At 61.6% G+C, this 19,190-nt stretch carries 17 protein-coding genes, 1 tRNA gene and 1 riboswitch; of the genes, 5 read left to right on the top strand and 13 right to left on the bottom strand.

Annotated elements, in window-relative coordinates; translation table 11 throughout:
* Nucleotides 1-98 precede the first annotated feature (98 nt).
* A riboswitch (cobalamin riboswitch) is annotated at nucleotides 99-312 on the top strand.
* A gap of 193 nt (nucleotides 313-505) precedes the next feature.
* The 3 genes from BMZ23_RS12310 to BMZ23_RS12300 are packed head-to-tail and all read left to right on the top strand — an operon-like array spanning nucleotide 506 to nucleotide 4,373.
* Complete coding sequence (locus tag BMZ23_RS12310) at nucleotides 506-2,962, top strand: ribonucleoside-diphosphate reductase subunit alpha (RefSeq protein WP_093477839.1); 2,457 nt, start codon at nucleotides 506-508, stop codon at nucleotides 2,960-2,962.
* Nucleotides 2,963-2,979: 17 nt separating this feature from the next.
* Nucleotides 2,980-4,077: a ribonucleotide-diphosphate reductase subunit beta gene (locus BMZ23_RS12305; protein ID WP_093477836.1), complete on the top strand. Its 1,098-nt coding sequence runs from the start codon at nucleotides 2,980-2,982 to the stop codon at nucleotides 4,075-4,077.
* Between the two features lie 41 nt (nucleotides 4,078-4,118).
* Nucleotides 4,119-4,373 (top strand): glutaredoxin domain-containing protein, encoded by a 255-nt coding sequence (locus BMZ23_RS12300; RefSeq protein WP_093477833.1) that lies wholly within the window; start codon nucleotides 4,119-4,121, stop codon nucleotides 4,371-4,373.
* A 14-nt stretch (nucleotides 4,374-4,387) separates the two neighbouring features.
* On the opposite strand, the gene BMZ23_RS12295 is transcribed toward BMZ23_RS12300, so the two are convergent.
* The 4 genes from BMZ23_RS12295 to BMZ23_RS12280 all read right to left on the bottom strand — a co-directional run bounded on the left by BMZ23_RS12295 (nucleotide 4,388) and on the right by BMZ23_RS12280 (nucleotide 8,544).
* Nucleotides 4,388-5,503, bottom strand: a complete 1,116-nt coding sequence (locus BMZ23_RS12295) for a Fic family protein (RefSeq protein ID WP_093477830.1) — start codon at nucleotides 5,501-5,503, stop codon at nucleotides 4,388-4,390.
* 83 nt (nucleotides 5,504-5,586) lie between these two features.
* Nucleotides 5,587-6,441 carry an S-formylglutathione hydrolase gene (gene fghA / locus BMZ23_RS12290; RefSeq protein WP_093477827.1) on the bottom strand — a complete coding sequence of 285 codons (855 nt, stop codon included), beginning with the start codon at nucleotides 6,439-6,441 and terminating at the stop codon, nucleotides 5,587-5,589.
* Between the two features lie 3 nt (nucleotides 6,442-6,444).
* Nucleotides 6,445-7,563 carry an S-(hydroxymethyl)glutathione dehydrogenase/class III alcohol dehydrogenase gene (locus BMZ23_RS12285; RefSeq protein ID WP_093477824.1) on the bottom strand — a complete coding sequence of 373 codons (1,119 nt, stop codon included), beginning with the start codon at nucleotides 7,561-7,563 and terminating at the stop codon, nucleotides 6,445-6,447.
* A 117-nt stretch (nucleotides 7,564-7,680) separates the two neighbouring features.
* Nucleotides 7,681-8,544 (bottom strand): LysR family transcriptional regulator ArgP, encoded by an 864-nt coding sequence (locus tag BMZ23_RS12280; RefSeq protein WP_093477821.1) that lies wholly within the window; start codon nucleotides 8,542-8,544, stop codon nucleotides 7,681-7,683.
* Nucleotides 8,545-8,635: 91 nt separating this feature from the next.
* On the opposite strand from BMZ23_RS12280, the gene BMZ23_RS12275 reads away from it, so the two are divergent.
* The gene (locus BMZ23_RS12275; RefSeq protein WP_093477818.1) at nucleotides 8,636-9,244 is read left to right on the top strand and encodes a LysE/ArgO family amino acid transporter; all 609 of its coding nucleotides are present in this window, start codon (nucleotides 8,636-8,638) and stop codon (nucleotides 9,242-9,244) included.
* 2 nt (nucleotides 9,245-9,246) lie between these two features.
* Here the strand turns inward: BMZ23_RS12275 and BMZ23_RS14995 are convergent.
* The 7 genes from BMZ23_RS14995 to BMZ23_RS12240 all read right to left on the bottom strand — a co-directional run bounded on the left by BMZ23_RS14995 (nucleotide 9,247) and on the right by BMZ23_RS12240 (nucleotide 15,958).
* Nucleotides 9,247-9,341 (bottom strand) — tRNA-Sec (locus BMZ23_RS14995).
* A 19-nt stretch (nucleotides 9,342-9,360) separates the two neighbouring features.
* On the bottom strand, nucleotides 9,361-11,244 hold the full coding sequence (gene selB / locus BMZ23_RS12270; protein ID WP_177197284.1) for a selenocysteine-specific translation elongation factor: 1,884 nt from the start codon (nucleotides 11,242-11,244) through the stop codon (nucleotides 9,361-9,363).
* Nucleotides 11,241-12,632 carry an L-seryl-tRNA(Sec) selenium transferase gene (gene selA / locus BMZ23_RS12265; RefSeq protein WP_093477812.1) on the bottom strand — a complete coding sequence of 464 codons (1,392 nt, stop codon included), beginning with the start codon at nucleotides 12,630-12,632 and terminating at the stop codon, nucleotides 11,241-11,243. Before selA ends, selB begins: the two co-directional genes overlap by 4 nt.
* Nucleotides 12,633-12,656: 24 nt before the next feature.
* Nucleotides 12,657-13,193 (bottom strand): UGSC family (seleno)protein, encoded by a 537-nt coding sequence (locus BMZ23_RS15300; RefSeq protein WP_281242332.1) that lies wholly within the window; start codon nucleotides 13,191-13,193, stop codon nucleotides 12,657-12,659.
* The gene (locus BMZ23_RS12250; protein WP_093477803.1) at nucleotides 13,190-14,626 is read right to left on the bottom strand and encodes a thioredoxin family protein; all 1,437 of its coding nucleotides are present in this window, start codon (nucleotides 14,624-14,626) and stop codon (nucleotides 13,190-13,192) included. The genes BMZ23_RS15300 and BMZ23_RS12250 overlap by 4 nt, the downstream gene beginning before the upstream one ends.
* Nucleotides 14,627-14,765: 139 nt before the next feature.
* Nucleotides 14,766-15,356 carry a hypothetical protein gene (locus BMZ23_RS12245; protein ID WP_093477800.1) on the bottom strand — a complete coding sequence of 197 codons (591 nt, stop codon included), beginning with the start codon at nucleotides 15,354-15,356 and terminating at the stop codon, nucleotides 14,766-14,768.
* 221 nt (nucleotides 15,357-15,577) lie between these two features.
* The gene (locus tag BMZ23_RS12240; protein ID WP_093477797.1) at nucleotides 15,578-15,958 is read right to left on the bottom strand and encodes a VOC family protein; all 381 of its coding nucleotides are present in this window, start codon (nucleotides 15,956-15,958) and stop codon (nucleotides 15,578-15,580) included.
* Nucleotides 15,959-16,288: 330 nt separating this feature from the next.
* Here BMZ23_RS12240 and BMZ23_RS12235 point away from each other — a divergent pair, with 330 nt between their 5' ends.
* Nucleotides 16,289-17,635 (top strand): Fic family protein, encoded by a 1,347-nt coding sequence (locus BMZ23_RS12235; RefSeq protein WP_093477794.1) that lies wholly within the window; start codon nucleotides 16,289-16,291, stop codon nucleotides 17,633-17,635.
* A 236-nt stretch (nucleotides 17,636-17,871) separates the two neighbouring features.
* Here BMZ23_RS12235 and BMZ23_RS12230 read toward each other — a convergent pair whose 3' ends face one another.
* Both BMZ23_RS12230 and istB read right to left on the bottom strand, forming a co-directional pair.
* Nucleotides 17,872-18,357: a hypothetical protein gene (locus BMZ23_RS12230; protein ID WP_093477791.1), complete on the bottom strand. Its 486-nt coding sequence runs from the start codon at nucleotides 18,355-18,357 to the stop codon at nucleotides 17,872-17,874.
* A gap of 173 nt (nucleotides 18,358-18,530) precedes the next feature.
* Nucleotides 18,531-19,190 (bottom strand): IS21-like element helper ATPase IstB (gene istB / locus BMZ23_RS12225; protein WP_143069595.1); only part of this gene is annotated, 660 nt, incomplete at its 5' end.

The following is a 19,190-nucleotide window of genomic DNA, read 5'->3' as shown; positions in this document are numbered from 1 at the left end:
TAATGAGCCGATTGAGGGCATGAAGTGCCCGTGCGGCGCTCAATTGGACTGCCGGGCTCACAAATACTACAGGTAGTACTTCTGGTAGCCAAAAAACACTGTATAGTGTGCCCGTCGGTACTTACCCCTAGTCGGTAAGTCGTAAGAGGGAATCCGGTGAAAGTCCGGAACTGCCCCGCAGCGGTAAGCGGAAACGAAATGCTCGAATCACACTGGGCCGCCATGGCCTGGGAAGTGGAGCAGTGTAGGAGGGTCTGAACTTCAGGCCCATGTCCGCAAAGTCCGAAGACCTGCCGACACATCTGGTGGCTGATCAGCGTCAACTGATCGCCCGGATGCAGGTGAGTGCTTTCGCGGGAAAAGCACGCCGTAAACCGGGCGCCGCGTCCGGTTGCGTGCGTTTGTCGTGTGAGTCCACTGCAAGGCCCTGCGCGAGGGAGCAGGTGTATTGGCAATAGCTGCAGGCACGTCCGGTCCTGGCAGCTTTGTTCCGGAACTCACATTCATGCTGGAAACCATAATCAAACGCGATGGACACTGCGAACCCTTCACGCCGTTCAAACTCAACCAGTGGGGTCAATGGGCCGCCGAGTCTCTTGGCGATGCGGTGGACTGGCCTTCGGCGGTGCTGGAAACCGTCTCGAGCATGTCCTCCACGGCCACCTCGCGAGAACTGCAGCAGCAACTCATACGTACCTGCCTGAACTTTGATACCTGGTCGTACAACCGCATGGCAGGGCGGCTCTACGCCACGCTGATTCGCAAAGACCTCTACCGCAATCAACGCCCCACAGTGCTGGCCTTGCACCGCAAGCTGCAGGCGCTGGGCCTGATGGAGGTGCTGGACTACTCCGAGTCCGAATACGCGGTAATCCAGGAGTGGATCAATCATGAACGCGACTTCGAGTATGCGCACTACCAGTTGCATACGCATCTGACCAAGTACGCCATTGCCGACCGGGTGCAAGGCCAGTACTACGAGTCACCACAATTCATTTACATGCGCATGGCCATGGCGCTGTCCGTGGATCAGCCGCGCGAACGCCGCATGCGCGACGTGCAGCGATTTTACGAGCACCTGTCGAAGAATCGCATCAATGCGCCGACACCCAACCATGTCAATCTCGGCACGCCGCTGCGCGGCTACGCCAGTTGCTGCCTGTACACCGTGGCCGACAATGCGCGCTCGATCGCCGTAGGCAACCACATCGCCAATACCATGACCTACATGAGTGCCGGCATCGGCGCGCATCTGGCAACACGCTCGGTAAATGATCCGGTGCGCGGCGGCGTAATCCGCCACCAGGGCAAGCTGCCCTACTACCGCGCGCTAGTGGCGGAGGTGAAATCCAACCTGCAGAACGGTCGCGGCGGCGCCTGCACCACCTACTTTCCCATCTTCGATCCTGAAGTGGACACGCTGCTGCGATTGAAGAACCCCATGTCCACCGAAGACAGAAAAATTCGCGGCATGGATTACTCCTGGGGCGGCAACCGGTTCTTCGCTCGCAAGGTAGCGAGGAACGAAGACATTTTCCTGTTCAACTGCCATACCGCGCCCGATCTGTATGCTGCGCTGTATAGCGGCGACGAGGAAAAATTCGAGGAAATCTACCAGCGCTATGCCGCTGATGAGAGCTTCCCCAAGACCTGGGTGCGCGCGCGCGAACTGCTTATCACCGCCAGCAACGAATGGAACGAAACCGGCCGCGTGTATGAGCACAACATCAGCGAGATGAACCGCCATACGCCGTTCAAGGATACGATTTTTTCATCCAATCTCTGCGCCGAAATCGCTCTGCCGACAGGTCCCTACAACCACATAAGCGAGTTGTACGCAGAAGACGACATTTCCTTCGTCGAGGTGCAATTCATCGACGGCACGCGGCGCGAAATCCCCGGCAAGACGCCGGTGGAAACCCAGCGAGGCCCGGTCTGGCCGGATGACTTGCAGCCGGGTGACAGCGTGCAGGGCTTGCCGATCGAAGCCATCCTGCGCCGCAGCGCGCCCGAGGTGGCGACGTGCAATCTGGCCGGCATCGTCGTCTCCAATATCGAGAGCGAGGAACAGTACGCCGAAGTGGCTTACTACGCCTTGTTGATGATCGACAAGTGTATCCACCTGGCACACTACGAGTTGCCGCAGGTCGGCGTGACTTCGCGCAAGCGCTTGAACGCTGGCGTGGGCATCCTCGGTCTGGCGCATCTGATGGCGAAGAACGGCAAGCGCTATACCGATGAAGCCGGCAAGCAGTTCATCCATGAGGTCGCCGAACGCCACTACTACCACCTGCTGCGCGCCAGCCTGACACTTGGCAAGGAGCTGGGTAACGCGCCCTGGATGCACAAGACACGCTGGCCCGAAGGCTGGCTGCCACTTGATACCTGCAATTCGCACGTCGACCGGATCGCCCCCTTCAGCTTGCGCTATGACTGGGAGGCGCTGCGTGCCGAGATCAAGGCCAACGGCGGCATCCGCAATTCAGTGCTGGTCGCACACATGCCCACCGAGACCTCGGCGAATGCGTCGGGTACCACCAACGGCCTCTATCCGGTGCGCGAACTCACGCTGATCAAGACCGACAACCAGCGCGTGAACTACTGGGCAGCCCCGGAGGGCGACACGCTGGCCGGGCACTACCAAAGTGCCTGGGACATTCCGACCAGGGACATGACGGAACTCTACGCGATCATGCAGAAATGGACCGACCAGGGCATTTCCGCCGACTTCTACCGCCGCGTCATCGGCGATGCGTCGATTGCTTCCAGCGAGCTGATCGAGGATTACCTCTACCGCGTCAAGCTGGGACTGAAGTCCAAGTACTACATGAACCAGAAAACGTCCAACGGCATGCAGGCCGTGGCCGATATCCGCCAGGCTGCAGCGGCAGCTGAAACCAGCACATCGCTGATGGCTGACACCGACACCCAGGACAGCGACTGCGCCGCCTGCACACTTTGACTTCAAGGAACCAAATCATGACCGATAGCGTTTTCAATTACGCCAAGACCGACTACCAGAAACCCTTGCTGCTGCTGGGCCAGCGCCCTGGTTTGTTCGATACCGTGAATCGCCATTACCCCGAGATCTGGTCGCTCTACAAGGCACAAAAATCACTCGACTGGGACGAGAACGAGTTTGACTATTCCAGCTGTAATGCAGATTTCAAGACCTGCCCACGCGCCACCTACGACATGATGATCAAGACGCTGGCCTGGCAGTGGGAGGCCGACTCGGTCGCCTCGCGCGCCATCGCACCGGTACTGGCTCCCTTCATCACCTCCAGCGAATTGTGGGCTGCCTGGCAGCGCATCTCGGACAACGAAGTGGTGCACGCCGCCACCTATTCCGAAATCGTGCGTAACTCCTTCGATGACCCCGGTGTCATCCTCGATGAAATCCTGCGCGTACAGGAAGCACATGATCGCCTTTCCGAAGTGGCCAAGGCCTTTGCTGCCGGTTACGAGGCATCGCACAAATACGCCATCGGCCAGCTACCCAACGACCAGACCACCTACAACGCGGTATTCATGACCATCGTCGCCCTGCTGTGCATGGAGCGCATCCAGTTCATGGCAAGCTTCGCCGTTACCTTCGCCATCTGCGACACCGGCCTGTTCCAGCCCATCGGCAAGGCCATCCAGAAGATTGCCCAGGACGAGCTGGAAATCCACGTAGAGCTCGACCGGGCCGTGCTGAAGAATGAGTTGGCCAGCGAGCGTGGCCAGACGGCGTTCGCCCAATGCCGCAGCCAGATTGAAGCCATGCTTGAAGAAGTGGTGGACAGCGAACTGCGCTGGATCGATTACCTGTTTTCCGAAGGCCGCGAGCTGGTCGGCATGAATGCCGACCGCCTCTCGGCCTGGACGCTGTACTGCGCCAAGGATGTCTACCAGCTGTTTGGGCTGAGCACGGAAAAATACTCGCTACCGGCGCACAACCCGCTCAAGTTCATGGAGAAGTGGCTCAACATCTCCAAGACCCAAGCCTCGCCGCAGGAGCAGGACATCGCCGCCTACAAGGTCGGCGTGATGCGCCGCACCGACGAAAACCAGGTATTTGACGTCGACTTCTGACCCTCTTTATTCCCTACATCCATCCAGCACCAGGAGACCCCATGGAAGTCATCATCTACGGCAAAGACAACTGCACCGATTGCAACAAGAGCAAGCTGCTGTGCCAAATGCAATCCATCGAATTCCAGTACCTCAGCGTAGGGCAGGACATCAGCGTTGAGGAGCTGCAGGCAAAGGTCGGCCAGCCAGTACGCAGCCTGCCGCAAACCTTCATCAAACGAAACGGAACCCTGGACTATGTTGGGAGCTACGAGGCGCTGCGTCGCACACTGCGGGAAACGACCGCGATGTGTTGAGTGGCAGCAGTCGTTTACTCAACCAGTACATAGCTGGTGCTGCGCCCGCCTGCATCCGATTTGCGCAGTACACCCCGCGCCAGCAGATCGTTGATATCGCGCAGCGCCGTATCCGGCGAGCACTTGGCGATAGCGGCCCATTTGCTGCTGGTCAGTTTGCCTTCAAAGCCATCGAGCAGCCGGTTCAGCAACTTCAGCTGACGCTCGTTGAGCGGCATGCTCGCCCAGCGCTGCCAGAACCGCGATCTGGCCAGCACCCTGTCAAGGGTAAGCTGCGCCTGATCAACTGCGCGATGCAAGGTGTCGAGGAACCAGACCAGCCACTCGGTGACGTCCATCGACTGCTGCTGGGTGCGCTCCAGGATGTCGTAATAGGCCCTGCGCTCACGCTGGATCTGTGCCGATAAACTGTAGAAGCGCTGCGGGCTGTCATCCGCGCGGGCCAGCAGCAAATCACCGATGGCCCGCGCGATACGGCCATTGCCATCGTCGAACGGGTGCAGGGTAACCAACCACAGGTGGCCGAGGCCGGCCTTGATCAGTGGCGGCTGGTTGGCTGCCCCATTCAGCCAGTCAAGGAAACGGCCGATTTCCGACTCCAGTCGCTCGGCCGGCGGCGCCTCGAAATGCACCCGCTGACGACCGATGGGACCGGACACCACCTGCATCGGTCCACGGGCATCGTCGCGCCAGCCGCCGACCCTGATCCTTGAGAGCCCGGAGTAGCCAGTGGGGAACAGCGCAGCATGCCAGCCGAACAGACGCTCCCGGGTTAGCTCTGCGCGGCAGTTGGCGGTGGCGTCCAGCACCATTTCAACCACACCCTCGACATGCCGGTCGACCGGCGCCAGCGCACCTATATCCACGCCCAGCCGGCGTGCAATGGACGAGCGAACGGATTCAACATTGAGCTGCTCGCCCTCGATTTCGCTGGTCTTGACCACATCCTCGGTCAGCGCCGCCAGGCTCGCCTGATCACGCAGGGCCACGCCAACGTCAGCCAGACGCCCCATCAACAGCCCCTGGGCACGACTGACCTCGGCCAGCGGCCCGGCCAGTTCCGCCAGGTCGAAGCGCCAGTTCGGCCACTCACTGGCCTGCCAGATGTAGTTGTAATCGCCGCTATTCATGCGGCGATTATGGGCCGCAATCTCCGCACGGGCAAGTTATTCACCGCAGATAGTGCGGCGATAGGAAGCCTGGCAGGCTGGCCTCAGCCCGGCCGCCCGAGTGCCCGTGCATGGTGACGCAGATGGTCGTCGATAAAGCTGGCGATAAAATAATAGCTGTGGTCGTAGCCCGGCTGCCGGCGCAGGGTCAGCGGATGCCCGACCCGTTCGGCGGCCGCCTGCAGCGCCTCGGGTTGCAGCTGCTCGGCAAGGAAGCTGTCATCCTCGCCCTGATCGACCAGCAGCGGCAGACGTTCGCTGGCCTGCGCCAGCAGCTCGCAGGTATCCCAGGCTTTCCAGCTGTCGCGCTCCGGCCCCAGGTAATTGCCCAGCGCCTTCTGCCCCCAGGGGCAATTGCTCGGGTTGCTGATCGGCGCAAAGGCCGACACTGACTGGTAGCGGCCCGGGTTCTTCAGGGCGCAGACCAGCGCCCCATGGCCGCCCATCGAGTGACCACTGATGCTGCGCTGGGCCGTCACCGGGAAATTCGCCTCGACCAGCGCCGGCAGCTCGCTGACGACATAGTCGTACATGCGGTAATGCGCAGCCCAGGGCTGCTGTGTGGCATTCACATAGAAACCGGCGCCGAGCCCGAAGTCCCAGGCGCCGTCCGGGTCATCCGGCACCCCGGCACCGCGCGGGCTGGTATCCGGCGCCACAATCACCAGTCCCAGCTCGGCGGCCAGGCGCTGTGCGCCGGCCTTCTGCATAAAGTTCTCGTCGGTGCAGGTCAGCCCGGACAGCCAGTAGAGCACCGGCAGCCGCTCGCCCTGCTCGACCTGCGGCGGCAGATACACGGCAAACTGCATGTCGCAGCCGAGCACCGCCGAGGTGTGCCGGTAGCGCCGGTGCCAACCGCCAAAGCTGCGGTTGGCGGCGATCTGTTCGATGGCAGCCATGGCTCACTCCTGGAAATGAATCACCGTGCGGATGCTCTTGCCCTGCTCCATCAGCTCGAAGGCCTCATTGATCCGCTCCAGCCCCATGGTGTGGGTGATAAAGGTATCCAGCGGAATCTCGCCGCGCTGCGACTTCTCGACATAGGTCGGCAGCTCGGTACGGCCCTTGACGCCACCGAAGGCACTGCCGCGCCAGACCCGCCCGGTCACCAGCTGGAATGGCCGGGTACTGATCTCCGCCCCGGCCGGCGCCACACCGATGATGGTCGACTCGCCCCAGCCCTTGTGACAGCACTCCAGTGCCGCGCGCATCAACTGCACGTTGCCGACGCACTCGAAGCTGTAATCCACCCCGCCATCGGTCATCTCGACAATCACCTCCTGAATCGGCTTGTCGTGCTCCTTCGGATTGACAAAATCGGTCGCCCCCAGCTCGCCGGCAATGGCGAACTTGGACGGATTGATATCCACTGCAATGATCCGGCTGGCACCGGCCATTTTCGCGCCGATCACCGCCGCCAGGCCGATACCGCCCAGGCCAAAGATTGCCACCGTGGCACCGGCCTCGACCTTGGCGGTATTCAGCACCGCACCGATCCCGGTGGTCACACCGCAACCCAGCAGGCAAACCTTTTCCAGCGGCGCTTCCCTGGGAATCACCGCCACCGAGACCTCCGGCAGCACCGTGTATTCGGAGAAGGTCGAGCAGCCCATGTAGTGATACACCGGCTGACCCTGATAGCTGAACCGGCTGGTGCCATCGGGCATCAGGCCCTTGCCCTGGGTGGCGCGCACCGAACTGCACAGGTTGGTCTTGCCGGACTTGCAGAACTTGCACTCGCGGCACTCGGCGGTATACAGCGGAATCACATGGTCGCCGACCTTCACCGAGGTCACGCCCTCACCCACCGCCTCGACAATCCCGCCACCCTCATGCCCGAGAATGCACGGAAACACCCCCTCGCTGTCCTGCCCGGACAGGGTGTAGGCATCGGTATGGCAGACGCCGCTGGCAACAATACGCACCAGCACCTCACCGGCCTTGGGTGGCGCCACATCCACCTCGACGACCTGCAGCGGTTGATTGGGGCCAAAGGCCACGGCGGCACGGGACTTGATCATGAGATTCTCCATCGGGGTGAACAACGGCCCCCAGTGTAGTCACTCGACCACCATGAGTCATCCGGCGGGCGGTAAAACTGTATTGCGGATGGGGAACACTGACTGATTTCCAACCGCTCACACCAGCCAGCGCGCGGCCACCTGCACCACCGAATTGCGCAGGGCGGCGAGGATCGGGCTTTCCGCGCGCCAGTAATGCCAGTAAAGCGGCACATCCACCGGGGTGTCCGGCAACACCTCGCAGAGCAGACCGGCGGCCAGCGCCTCGCGGGCCTGCAACTCCGGCAGCAGGCCCCAGCCAATGCCCTCGATGGCACAGCGCAAGAAACCCTCCGAGCCGGGACAGCCGTGGGTATGCCGTGGCTCGGCGGCCTGATGCTGGCGCAGGTAATCGTGCTGCAGGCGGTCGTCCCGGTTGAACACCAGACAGGGTGCCTGCGCCAGCCAGTCCGGGCGCTGCGGCTGGCGATAACGCTGCAGGAAATCCGGACTGGCCAGCGCCCGGTAACGCAGCAGCCCCAGATACTGCGCGCGTCCGCCATTCACCGGCTCGGCACTGGCACACAGGCAGGCCATCACCTCACCGTGCTTCATGCGCCGCAGGCCCACCGCCTGATCCTCGACGCTGATGTCGTAGCGCACCTGCGGCCAGTCCGGCATGGCCAGCGCCGCCGGCAGCCAGGTCGCCAGCGAGTCGGCATTCACCGTGATGCGCAGGGTCAACTGCTCCTGCGGCTCGCCCAGGCCAATGCTTTGCTCCATCTGCTGCACCTGGCGCAGGTGATTGTGCAGGCGCCGGCCCAGCGCGGTCGGCTGCGGCGGACTGCTGCGCAACAGCACCGGCTGCCCCAGGCGGCTCTCCAGCTGCTTGATGCGCTGGCTGACCGCCGACTGGGTAATGCACAGCCGCTGCGCCGCGCGCTCGAAACTGCCGGTCTCGACCACCGCCGCCATGGCCTGCAACAGGGGATAATCCAACATAAGATTTACTAATCCATAGCAAGAATCATTTGTTGGATTAATGTAGCCAGCCCCCGGCAGAATGACCAGCATCACCAGGGGAGAGAGTTGCATGGTTTCGTTTTTCAGTGGCTTTGGTCTGGGCATCAGCCTGATCGCCGCGATCGGCGCGCAGAATGCCTGGGTACTCAGCCACAGCATGCGCGGCCAGCACCGTCTGCTGCTGGCCGGCATCTGCATTGGCTGCGACTGCCTGCTGATCCTGCTCGGCATTTTCGCCCTGGATGCCCTGCAAGGCCGCCTGCCGCAACTGGTGCCGGTACTGACGCTGGGCGGTGTCGCTATGCTGCTGTGGCTTGGCAGCCAGTCGGCCTGGCGCGCCTGGCGCGGCAACTCGCGGCTGCAGGCCGGTGAATCGGCGGTCTATGGCAGCGCCGCCGCACTGGCTGCTGCCACCCTGGCAATCACCCTGCTCAACCCGCATGTGTATCTGGATACCGTGGTATTGCTCGGCAGCGTCGGCGCCCGACAAAGCAGCCCTCTGCTGTATGCACTGGGCGCCTGCCTAGCCTCGGCGGTCTGGTTCGGCAGCCTGACCGGCGCCGCGCCGACCCTGGCCCGCCTGCTGCGCACCCCGCGCTCCTGGCAACTGTTCGACGCCGGCATCGCGCTGATGCTGCTCAGCCTGGCGCTGGGGCTGTTGTGGGGGCTGGTTGGCTGAAGTGGCGGAAGGACATGGGAGTCGAACCCACCAGACGCGCTCTGCGCATCTCACCGGAGTTGAAGTCCGGGCGCCCCACCGGGGACGATGTCCTTCCATAACGGGTTGGCAGTCGGCTAGCCGCCCGCCAGAAAACGCTGTTCGCGCAGAAACCGGGTAACCCCGGCACGATCCAGGTATTCAAGTACCTGAATGGTCAGGTTGCGGCCGATACCGGAGGCGTCGCGGAACTCGGCGGCGTTGAAGCTACCGCTGGCGGAGTCTGCCACCAGTTGCCGGGCCAGCGCCACCAGCCCATCGACCTGCTGCGGCAGGTAATAGCGGTTTGGCGCCACGGCGATCAGCTGGCCGGCACGCTGCATGCGCTGCAGGAACAGTTTCAGTTCAGCCAGCTCGATACCCAGCAGCTGACTCAGCTCCCCAACAATCGGCGGCCGTAATCCCCCTTCCAGCAGCAAAGGCCGCAGGCGCTCCAGCAGCTGCTGGTCGGCTGCCTGCAATTGCGGCTGGTGCTGCGGCAGATGCCAGGCCCAGGCCTGCCGGCCCAGCCGGCCCTGGTCCAGCCAGTGGCGCAGCAGGGCGCGCCAGAGTGACAACGGCAGGTGCAGGGTGCCGGCCAGACCCAGCTCGCCCTCACCCGGCCCCAGACGCTCCGGGTGCGCCGCGTGCCAGGCCTGAAGATGCTGCTGCAATACCTGCCAGATCGCCTCTGCCTGATGGCAGTGCAGCGCCCAGCTGTGCTTGCCGGCCTGCAGCAACACCGGCGCGTCCTGCCCGTCCAGTGCCGCGTCGCTGGCCAGCCACTGCTGCAGCTCGGCCAGCGTCAGGTTGAAGCGTTCGGCAAAGCCGTGCAGCTCCAGCGGGCCCTGTTGCAGCGCTGCCAGCAGTGCCTGCTGCGGGCTGTCGGCCTGCGCCCAGGCACGCAGCAGCTGCAGGCGCGGCGCCTTGCTGCGCCCGCGCTGCTGACCCTGCGGATCAAGCACCCGGCCACCGCCAAGGGTGCGGTTGGCCGCCGGGTCACGGATGATGAAGCGGTCGCCATGCAGCGCATGCAGCGGCTGCTCCAGCAGCAACTGCGCCAGCACCGGCTGGCCCTCCTCCAGCAGCACCAGCCGTGCCGGATGCACCGCAGCGCCAAGATGCAGCTGCAGCACACCCCGGTGCCAGCGACTGTCCGGCAGGCTGTGCAGCGCCACATCCAGCCGGTTGCTGAACGCTTGCGGCAGGCTGCCCAGCCAGTCGCCACGGCGCGGCTGATCATCACGCAAGTCGCCGGCCAGATTGACCGCACAGCGCTGCCCGGCCTCGACCACCGCCGCCTCGCGCCCGGCCATCTGCAAGCCACGCACGCGCAGGCTGCGCTGGCCGCACAGCAGGTTTTGCCCAACCTGCAGACGCCCGCTGTGCAAGCTGCCGGTGACCACGCAGCCGGCACCGGCAATGCTGAAGCGCCGATCGACCAGCAGCCGGGCCGGCCCCTGGCTCGGCGGGCGCTGGTGGTTACTGGCACAGTCGAGCAGGTACTGGCGCAGCGCATCAATCCCGGCACCGCTGACACTGGATACGGCAAACTGCGGCACAGCCGGCCAGCCCTGCTGTTCCAGCCACTCGGCCAGTTCCTCACCGAGCTGCTGCTGGCGCGCCGGTTCGACCAGATCACAGCGACTCAGCACCAGCAACAGGCGCTGCACGCCAAGCAGCCGAAGGATACTCAGGTGCTCCAGGGTTTGCGGCATGGGGCCGGCGTCGGCGGCCACCACCAGCAGCGCCATATCGACTGCCGCGACCCCGGCCAGCATGGTGCCGATAAAGCGCTCATGCCCCGGCACGTCGACAAAGCCCAGCGGCTCGTGCTCGCCATTGTCCAGCCAGGCAAAGCCCAGCTCGATACTCATGCCCCGGCGCTTTTCCTCGGCCAGCCGGTCGGTATCGACACCGGTCAGCGCGCGGATCAGGCTGGTCTTGCCGTGGTCGACATGCCCGGCGCTGGCAATAATCACTGCGGCACCTGCCATTGTTCGGCGAGCAGGCGGGTGTCCTCCACGCAGCGACAATCGAGCAGCAGGCTGTCCTCGGCAATCCGCCCGATCACCGGATACGGCAGGCCGCGCAGGCGCTCGGCCAGTTGCCGCAGCTCGCGGCTACGGCTGCGCCGGTTGCCGTTGCGACTGCGCAGGCGCAGGGCGGCGCTGGGCAGGGTCTCCAGCGGCAGCGAGCCGGAGCCGATCTGGCTGTGCACCTCGCACAGATCCACCACAAAGTCCTCGCCGGCCCAGGCTTGCAGTGCCGGCAGCAGGGCTTCGGCGCCCTGGCGAATCTGTTCCTGGCGGCGGGTCAGCAGGCGCAGGGTCGGCACCCGCTGCACCAGTGTCTGCGGGTCGGCATACAGCCGCAGCACCGCCTCCAGCGCGGCCAGGGTCAGCTTGTCGCAACGCAGCGCGCGCTTCAGCGGACTCCTGCGGATTTTGCCGATCAGCTCGGCAGACCCGGCAATGATCCCGGCCTGCGGCCCGCCGAGCAGCTTGTCGCCGCTGAAGGTCACCACATCCACCCCGGCGGCCAGCACCTCGCGCACCACCGGCTCGGCCGGCAGCCCGAGGGCCTGCATGTCAATCAGCGAACCACTGCCCAGATCAACCACCACCGGCAGATGATGGGCACGGGCAATCTCTACCAGCTGCGCCTCATCAAGGCTGCTGGTAAAGCCCTGCACCTGATAGTTGCTGGTGTGCGCCTTGAGCAGCAGCGCGGTGCGCGGCCCGATGGCCTCGGCGTAGTCGCGCGGATGGGTACGGTTGGTGGTGCCGACCTCGCGCAGCTTGCAGCCGGCGCGGGCCATGATGTCCGGCAGGCGGAACGAGCCGCCGATCTCGATCAGCTCGCCGCGCGACACCAGCACCTCGCGGCGCGCCGCCAGCGCATTCAGCACCAGCAGCACCGCCGCGGCATTGTTGTTGACCACGGTGGCCGCCTCGGCCCCGGTCAGCCGGCAGATCCACGCCTCAACGTGGCTGTCGCGGTCGCCACGGGCGGCGTCCTGCAGGTCGTATTCCAGATTGCTGGCCCCGGCGGCCACCGCCGCAATGGCGGCAATCGCCTCGGGCGGCAGCGGCGCACGCCCCAGGTTGGTGTGCAGCACGGTGCCGGTCATGTTGAAAACCGGGGTGAGTGACGGCGCCAGCCGCCGTTCGATGCGCTGCTGCACCGCCAGCAGCAGTGCCGGGGCGTCCGCCAGCTGGCCGGCGCGCCAGTCATCCAGCGCTTCGCGCAGGCAGTCCAGCACCAGCGCCCGGCCATGGCTGGCGACCAGCGCCTGCATGGCCGGCCAGCCGAGCGCGCGGTCCACCGAGGGTGGCCGATTGTCCGCAGTTGGCGCGGCGGGGATCATGCCCACCCCCCGCCGCACGGCGACTCAATTGCCGTCGCCCTCCCCGGCGCGCAACAGGCGCAGGATCTCGGACAGCGCGGCATCGGCCAGGGCACGCATCTCGTCATCGGTGCGGTCCTGGATCGGATGCGGCACAAACACCATCGCCGGATCAAAGCCCAGCGCCCTGGCCTGCAAGGCAGCGGCATCGACAAATTCACTGGAAGCAACCCCCACGCCCGGAATCCGGCGCGACTCCAGATCGGCTATGTCATGCATACAGCACGACGTGCACGATCCTCAGTCGGCCAGACCTTCCACCAGCAGATCCACCTCGGCGGCAATCTGCTGCTTCAGCGGGGTTGGCGCAATGCGCGTGAAGGTCGGCTTGCTGTAACGCCTGACCTCGATGCCCATCGCCGCCAGCTGCACCTCGATCTGATCGAGGAAGACATTGCCGCGCGGCTTGGAGATGTCCAGCAGCCCGACCACCTTGCCCTGCAGGCTGACCGGGCGCGCCAGTCTCGGGCGCTGTGCCGGGGCCAGCTCGGCGGTGGGATCGAGCAGGATATGCCCGTTCATGTGAGTACCTCGCGTGTTACCGGAGAAGAACCGACTGCACCGGAAGCGGCCCAGCCGGCAATGATGGCGGAAAACAGACCGGCGCTGCCGCCGGCCCGCACAATCAGCAATCCGCCGGGACGAAACTTGGGAATCTGCATATCGCGAAACTGTGCCGGAATGCCCTCGGCAATGCCACCGGCGCCGGCCACCAGCTCGGCCCCCGGCGCCAGCAGCAGGCGTTCCAGCTCCTCGCGCAGGCGCTGCTTGGACCAGCCGGCCTCGATAAACACCCGCGCATGCTCCGGCGACACCACCAGCACGGCATCGCCGGCCAGCGCCAGCTTGGCATGGTCAACCGTGCGCAGCGACAGGGCAAAGGAACGCGCCAGCGACTCGGGATCACGCGACTTCTGGTCGACAATGCCCTGCACGCCCTCGCCGGGGAACAGCGTCACCGCCGAGCGCCCGGCCTCGATGCCGCGTTCCTGGGCCAGCGGCAGCCAGTCGGAGTCCTCGGCCTCGGCAAAGCAGAAACTGTACTTGCCGGGATTGCCCAGGGTGGCGCGGTCGATCTCGCCGGGGCGACCGCCGCCGACATTGCGGATGATCAGTTGCAGGGCGCGGCCGATGGTGGCGTTGGCACGGTTGCCCTGGCCCAGCGCATTGACCCCGGAATTCATGCCGATGGCCTTGGCCACCGGGCCGTTGACGATAATCAGCGGGCTGCCGAACATGGTGGTGCAGATCAGCCCGTGCAGGCCGAAGGCATCGGTCAGCGAAGCCTCCAGCGCCGCCAGCAGCACCGGCATGTATTCCGGCTTGCAGCCGGCCATCACCGCGTTCACCGCGACCTTCTCCACCGTGCAGGGCACCAGATCCGGCGGCATCAGGCCGATCACCTCATCCGGCGCACGGCTGGTGCCCTTGAGCATGCGCAGCACCCGCACTGGGGTCGGCGGCACCACCGGCAGGCCATCACTCCAGCCGCGCTCATAGCAGGCCTCGATGGCATCCTCGGCGTCACCCACATCAATCTCCCGCGACTGCAGGCGCAGGTCACCAAAGGCCAGCTCCAGCCGCTCGGCAATACCCGGCTCCAGGGTCTTGGAACCACAGCCGGGACGCATCAGCGGCAGTCCCTCACCCAGCGCCGCCACGCCACTCAGCGCCCGCCAGTCATCACGGTGCCAGCCATAGGTACGTTCGACCTCCTGACCATCGCGCACGCGGATCAGCGTCGGCACAAACTCGATGCCGAGGCGATAGGAGTGTTCCAGGGTCCGGTCATACAGGGTGCCGGGCAGGCTCGCCGCGTAGTCGGCGGAATCCTGCACATATACGGTCAACGGGCCGGCCCCGGCCAGTTCAGCCAGCAGCGGCTCGACCAGCCGGCAGGTCGGACAATCGGCCTTGGCCACCACAATCAGGCCATCGGGCAGGGATACAGGCATGCAAAGCCCTCTGCGGGTCTTGTGTCTCGGTGATGATCCAGCATAGGCAGGCGCCGGGCAGTTGCCAACAGCGCGGGGCAATCATCGGCGGGGTGATTGGCGGGGTATCAGTGCTGGCGAGTCCGCCGGCCTGCGGGGATCACAATGCACCAACCTGCAGTAGCACCGACGCCAGCAGCGCAACATCCAGCGCCACACGCAACCGGCCATTGCTGCGCCCGACCCGGTAGATCAGCGCGGAAAAGGCGAAGGCCGCCAGCAGCCCGGCAACGCCCACCGGCAACAAAAAAATCAACCCGCCGGCATGCGCCTGGGCACCGGGCAGCCACTGGTTGACCAGCAGCAGCGCAAGCCGGGCAACCAGCAAACCGGCAGCAACCGACAGCAGACGGCTCTCGATATAGAAAACCCCTTGATCGATCGGATCACGGAAACGCCGCACCGCCGCAAACACCGAATCCTGCTCGCGCTCGGGCCGCTCACGGATGGGAAACCAGAACAGCGCCAGCAACGCAAACAGCAGCCCGCCGATCCACAGATCGCGCACGCCGCCACTCTGCAAAACGAACAATTGCGCCAGCGCACCAAGCAGAAAGAACGGCACCGGCGAATAAAAACTGCCCAGCAGGCGATGGCAGCGGGTGCACTCGAAACGATTGGAGCGGGCATGCTCCTTGGCGCCCCAGACATGCAGAAACAGGGTCGAAAAAAAATGCTTTTGGCATGACATGCCGGACAACGGAAAAACATACCTGTCACCGTGACTGATCAGCTGAACTGGCTGGCAATTGCCTGAAGGGAGTCTGGTTCAGGATTCGTCAGTTCGCAGCAGCCTGTTAGTGGAAACCGCTGATCGCCATGCCAGAACAACCTGCCCATTGGAAGCCCCCCACCCCGTCATCGCAAGACCGCAGGCCGTAGCGAACCAGGCAGCCTGCGGCTTATCACCACTCAGGGCATGCGCATCATCGCGCAGATCTTGTTGCCGGCCGGATCACGCAGATAGGCCAGATACAGCTTCATGCCGCCACCCTCACGCACACCCGGCGGGTCCTCGCAGGCCGTGCCGCCATTCGCCAGCCCGGCCGCATGCCAGGCATCCGCCTGCTCCGGGCTGTCCACTGCAAAACCGATGGTGCTGCCATTGCCACAGGAGGCCGGCTCGCCATTCAGCGGTTTGGTCAGGGCAAAGGTGCCGGTCTTGGTGAAGTAGAAAAGACGCCCCTTGGGATCGATAACCCCCGGCTTGATACCGATAGCGCCCAGCGCCGCATCGTAAAACGCCTTGGACGCCTGGATATCGTTGGCACCGAGCATGACATGACTGAACATGGTGAATTCCTTGCAGAATGAATTGTTGTAGATTACGCCCGGCAAGCCTTGCGCCAAAGTACTGCTGCGTCAAGCAGGAGGTTGTTGCGGGAAGCTGTTGCGGAAAGCTGCAGTCGGTAATTTGCCAACCCCAGCCCTACTTGCCACGCCTCCCATGCTGCCAGCAAGTCCAGCCCTCCCAGACCACTCGCTTGCCAACTAAAAGAGGCGGCAGTGGTGATGACCAAGGGCACCGCACATGCGCCGCAAAACGCAAAACCTAGAATTTGCGTTTTATTTTTCACTGAGGCATATTTTAGCCAATCAAATAGAAGCTGGAAGATATGATAGATGGCTAAGTCAAGAGTAGAAAAAGCACCCTTGCTGGACCTTCCTGATGATTTCCAGGTCATCGCCCCCCTGTTGAAAATCTGCGATGTGACTGACAGTCAAGGCCGGTACCTGCATTGGAGTCAACTGAAGTGGAGATTGCCCAAGGACCAGGCCGCGTCAATCTGGAAGGCCATCAAATTCAAGAGAATGTCGCAATACAAACGCCTAACTCTGACCGATGAGGCTGGTCAGCCCTTTCAATATTGCACTCCACACTCTATGGAAGCCATGCTTTACCAACTGGTCAAAATTGCCGGCGGTAATGTTGGCGCAATTGCTGATTCGGTCGCGAGCGATAACTTGCAGAACAAGTTTCTGGTTTCTTCGCTAATCATGGAAGAAGCCATTACCAGCGCCCAACTCGAAGGCGCATCAACAACCAGAGAAGTTGCGAAGAAAATGCTCGAAGAGGAGCGCGAGCCTGTTAATGAAGATGAAAGGATGATCCTTAATAACTATCTTCTGCTAAAGTATGCCGAACAACACAAAAGTAGCACATTGACAACTGACGTTATTCTAGAGTTTCATCGCATTGCCACATCAGGGACCACGGAGAACAACGTGATCCCAGGCCAGTTCAGAATAGATAATGATATTTATATTGAGGATGGAGATGGTAATATTGCCCACCAGCCCCCTGATTTCAGCCTGATAGTTGATCGGATACAGGCACTCTGTACTTTCGCGAATACGGAGCACACAGGTCTTAATGGAAGCGACTTTATTCACCCTGTGATCAAGGCGATAATTCTTCACTTTATGCTGGGCTATGAACACCCTTTTCGTGATGGGAATGGAAGAACAGCGAGGGCTGTTTTCTATTGGTTCATGCTAAGGAGTGAATACCATTTGTTTAAGTATGTATCAATAAGCAAATTGCTTAAAGAAAAACCAAAAGACTATGGCCTTTCGTTTATGTACACGGAGAAGGATGATAACGATCTAACCTACTTTATCTACTATCAACTTGAGATTATCACCAGGGCTTTTGATGAACTAAAGCGTTATCTCGATAAAAAAGCAGATGAATTCAAGAAAATATCAGAAACCCTGGAAAAAACTGCTTGGGGAAACAAGCTGAATTTTATCCAGAAAGATTTGATCAAAAAGGCAGTTAAGGAGCCAGGACGTGTGTTTAGTTCAAAAGCGGTTTCAAGCGCTTATTCAGTCTCGGTTAACACAGCAAGAACACACCTGGAAAAGCTGACTGAAATGAAACTGTTTTTCAGCACAAAAGATGGCAAGACCATTTTATATATAGCACCGTCTGATATCCTGACAAGGCTGAACACTGGCAAGGTCTAGGGATCTACAGGTGATCAGACATTAGCTGTGAGGGATGAAATTCCATAGTGCTGATTGCTGATCACCGTTGAATTTAATTTTCATCTGACCCCGGTTTATTTGACCCCGGTTTATTGCTTTCATATTTTTGAAGCCTATGTTCTAAACGAAGCCTTGGGCACATAACGTTTGGTTAAGGGGCGGGCTTTAGCCCGTCCCAGTGAGCGAAGCGAGCGATTTGAACCAATTGTTATACGTTACCAGCGCATGCCTGCGCCAATGATATGACAACCATCAGGCGTTTTGGTTTTCAATAATTTGTTGTAATCATTCCACTGTTCTTTTGGCATTGTTTTCTCATTTTTGTCGACCTCGGCCTGTAATTCAGCGCAGATTTTTTTGTTGTTTTCGATAGTGGTTATGCGTTCGGAAAGATAGTTTGCATCAACTCGCGTACCGGTTATTTTTCCGAAATAAAGTGTATTTCCATCCTCGGAGACTTTTAGTGGGATATTGTTATATGAAAGCCCGTCCGGGGTTTTTGATAATGCTATTACATTCTTATTTTTGATTGCGTCACCAACGAATATGTATGTATCGCCATCCTTCTTTACTTCGGAGATTATTTCGGTTCCTGTTAACGCTACATTGTGCTTATAAATTCCAATTGTGCTTTCGTTGTTATCACTGCAGGCGCTGATGGCGAGGGTAAGTGCTATTGTGCTGGCCAGTCTGATTTTCATGAAAACCTCCATGTTGTGAGTGATGTATAACGTTTGGTTAAGGGGCGGGCTTAGCCCGTCCCAGTGAGCGAAGCGAACGACTTGAACCGCTTGTTATGTGTCAACGCCGACTGAAAAGTGACCCCCTTTGCCTCTGAATCGCCGAAGTAAAATTGACCCCCTGGAGTGGCTGATTAGCTGGGTGTATTCCCAGCCTTTCGTTTGTCTTTCAGTCGATAGCTTTCGCCTGAGATCTGCACGATGTGGGCGTGGTGCAACAGCCGGTCGAGCATGGCCGCGGTCAGCGTCTGATCGTCAGCGAAGGTAGACGCCCACTGGGTGAACGGCAGATTGCTGGTCAGGATCATGCTGCCTCGTTCGTAGCGCTTGGCGACCACGTTGAAGAACAGATTGGCTTCCTCACGTCCGAACGGTAAGTAGCCTATTTCGTCGATCACCAGCAAACGCGGCCCCAGCACCGCTCGATTGAAATACTCCTTGAGCCGCCCTTGGCGGTGCGCAGCGCTCAGTTGAAGCATCAGGTCGGCCGCCGTGATAAAGCGCGTCTTGATGCTGGCCATGGCCGCTCGATAGGCCAGGCCTGTTGCCAGGTGGCTCTTGCCGACGCCGCTCGGGCCGAGCAGAACTACATTCTCAGCACGTTCGATGAAGGCAAGAGTTGCCAGCTCCTGAAGCTGCGCGCGGGGCGCGCCGGAGGCAAAGCCGAAGTCGTATTGTTCCAGCGTTTTGACCGCCGGTAGCGTGGCCATCTTCAACAGCGTCTGGCGAGTTCGTTCGCCTCGTGCATCCATCTCGGCGGTCAGCAGCTTCTCCAGGAAGTCGGCGAAGCTGAC

The sequence above is a fragment of the Halopseudomonas yangmingensis genome, from assembly GCF_900114825.1.
Classification (GTDB): Bacteria; Pseudomonadota; Gammaproteobacteria; order Pseudomonadales; family Pseudomonadaceae; genus Halopseudomonas; species Halopseudomonas yangmingensis.
This window is presented reverse-complemented; position numbering and strand designations above follow the sequence as displayed.

Excerpts from the sequence above, each read along its gene's own strand:
- BMZ23_RS12310 (WP_093477839.1), top strand. The coding sequence starts at position 506 with ATGCTGGAAACCATAATCAAACGCGATGGACACTGCGAACCCTTCACG.
- BMZ23_RS12305 (WP_093477836.1), top strand. The coding sequence starts at position 2,980 with ATGACCGATAGCGTTTTCAATTACGCCAAGACCGACTACCAGAAACCC.
- BMZ23_RS12300 (WP_093477833.1), top strand. The coding sequence starts at position 4,119 with ATGGAAGTCATCATCTACGGCAAAGACAACTGCACCGATTGCAACAAG.
- BMZ23_RS12295 (WP_093477830.1), bottom strand. The coding sequence starts at position 5,503 with ATGAATAGCGGCGATTACAACTACATCTGGCAGGCCAGTGAGTGGCCG.
- fghA (WP_093477827.1), bottom strand. The coding sequence starts at position 6,441 with ATGGCTGCCATCGAACAGATCGCCGCCAACCGCAGCTTTGGCGGTTGG.
- BMZ23_RS12285 (WP_093477824.1), bottom strand. The coding sequence starts at position 7,563 with ATGATCAAGTCCCGTGCCGCCGTGGCCTTTGGCCCCAATCAACCGCTG.
- BMZ23_RS12280 (WP_093477821.1), bottom strand. The coding sequence starts at position 8,544 with ATGTTGGATTATCCCCTGTTGCAGGCCATGGCGGCGGTGGTCGAGACC.
- BMZ23_RS12275 (WP_093477818.1), top strand. The coding sequence starts at position 8,636 with ATGGTTTCGTTTTTCAGTGGCTTTGGTCTGGGCATCAGCCTGATCGCC.
- selA (WP_093477812.1), bottom strand. The coding sequence starts at position 12,632 with ATGATCCCCGCCGCGCCAACTGCGGACAATCGGCCACCCTCGGTGGAC.
- BMZ23_RS12250 (WP_093477803.1), bottom strand. The coding sequence starts at position 14,626 with ATGCCTGTATCCCTGCCCGATGGCCTGATTGTGGTGGCCAAGGCCGAT.
- BMZ23_RS12245 (WP_093477800.1), bottom strand. The coding sequence starts at position 15,356 with ATGTCATGCCAAAAGCATTTTTTTTCGACCCTGTTTCTGCATGTCTGG.
- BMZ23_RS12240 (WP_093477797.1), bottom strand. The coding sequence starts at position 15,958 with ATGTTCAGTCATGTCATGCTCGGTGCCAACGATATCCAGGCGTCCAAG.
- BMZ23_RS12235 (WP_093477794.1), top strand. The coding sequence starts at position 16,289 with ATGGCTAAGTCAAGAGTAGAAAAAGCACCCTTGCTGGACCTTCCTGAT.
- BMZ23_RS12230 (WP_093477791.1), bottom strand. The coding sequence starts at position 18,357 with ATGAAAATCAGACTGGCCAGCACAATAGCACTTACCCTCGCCATCAGC.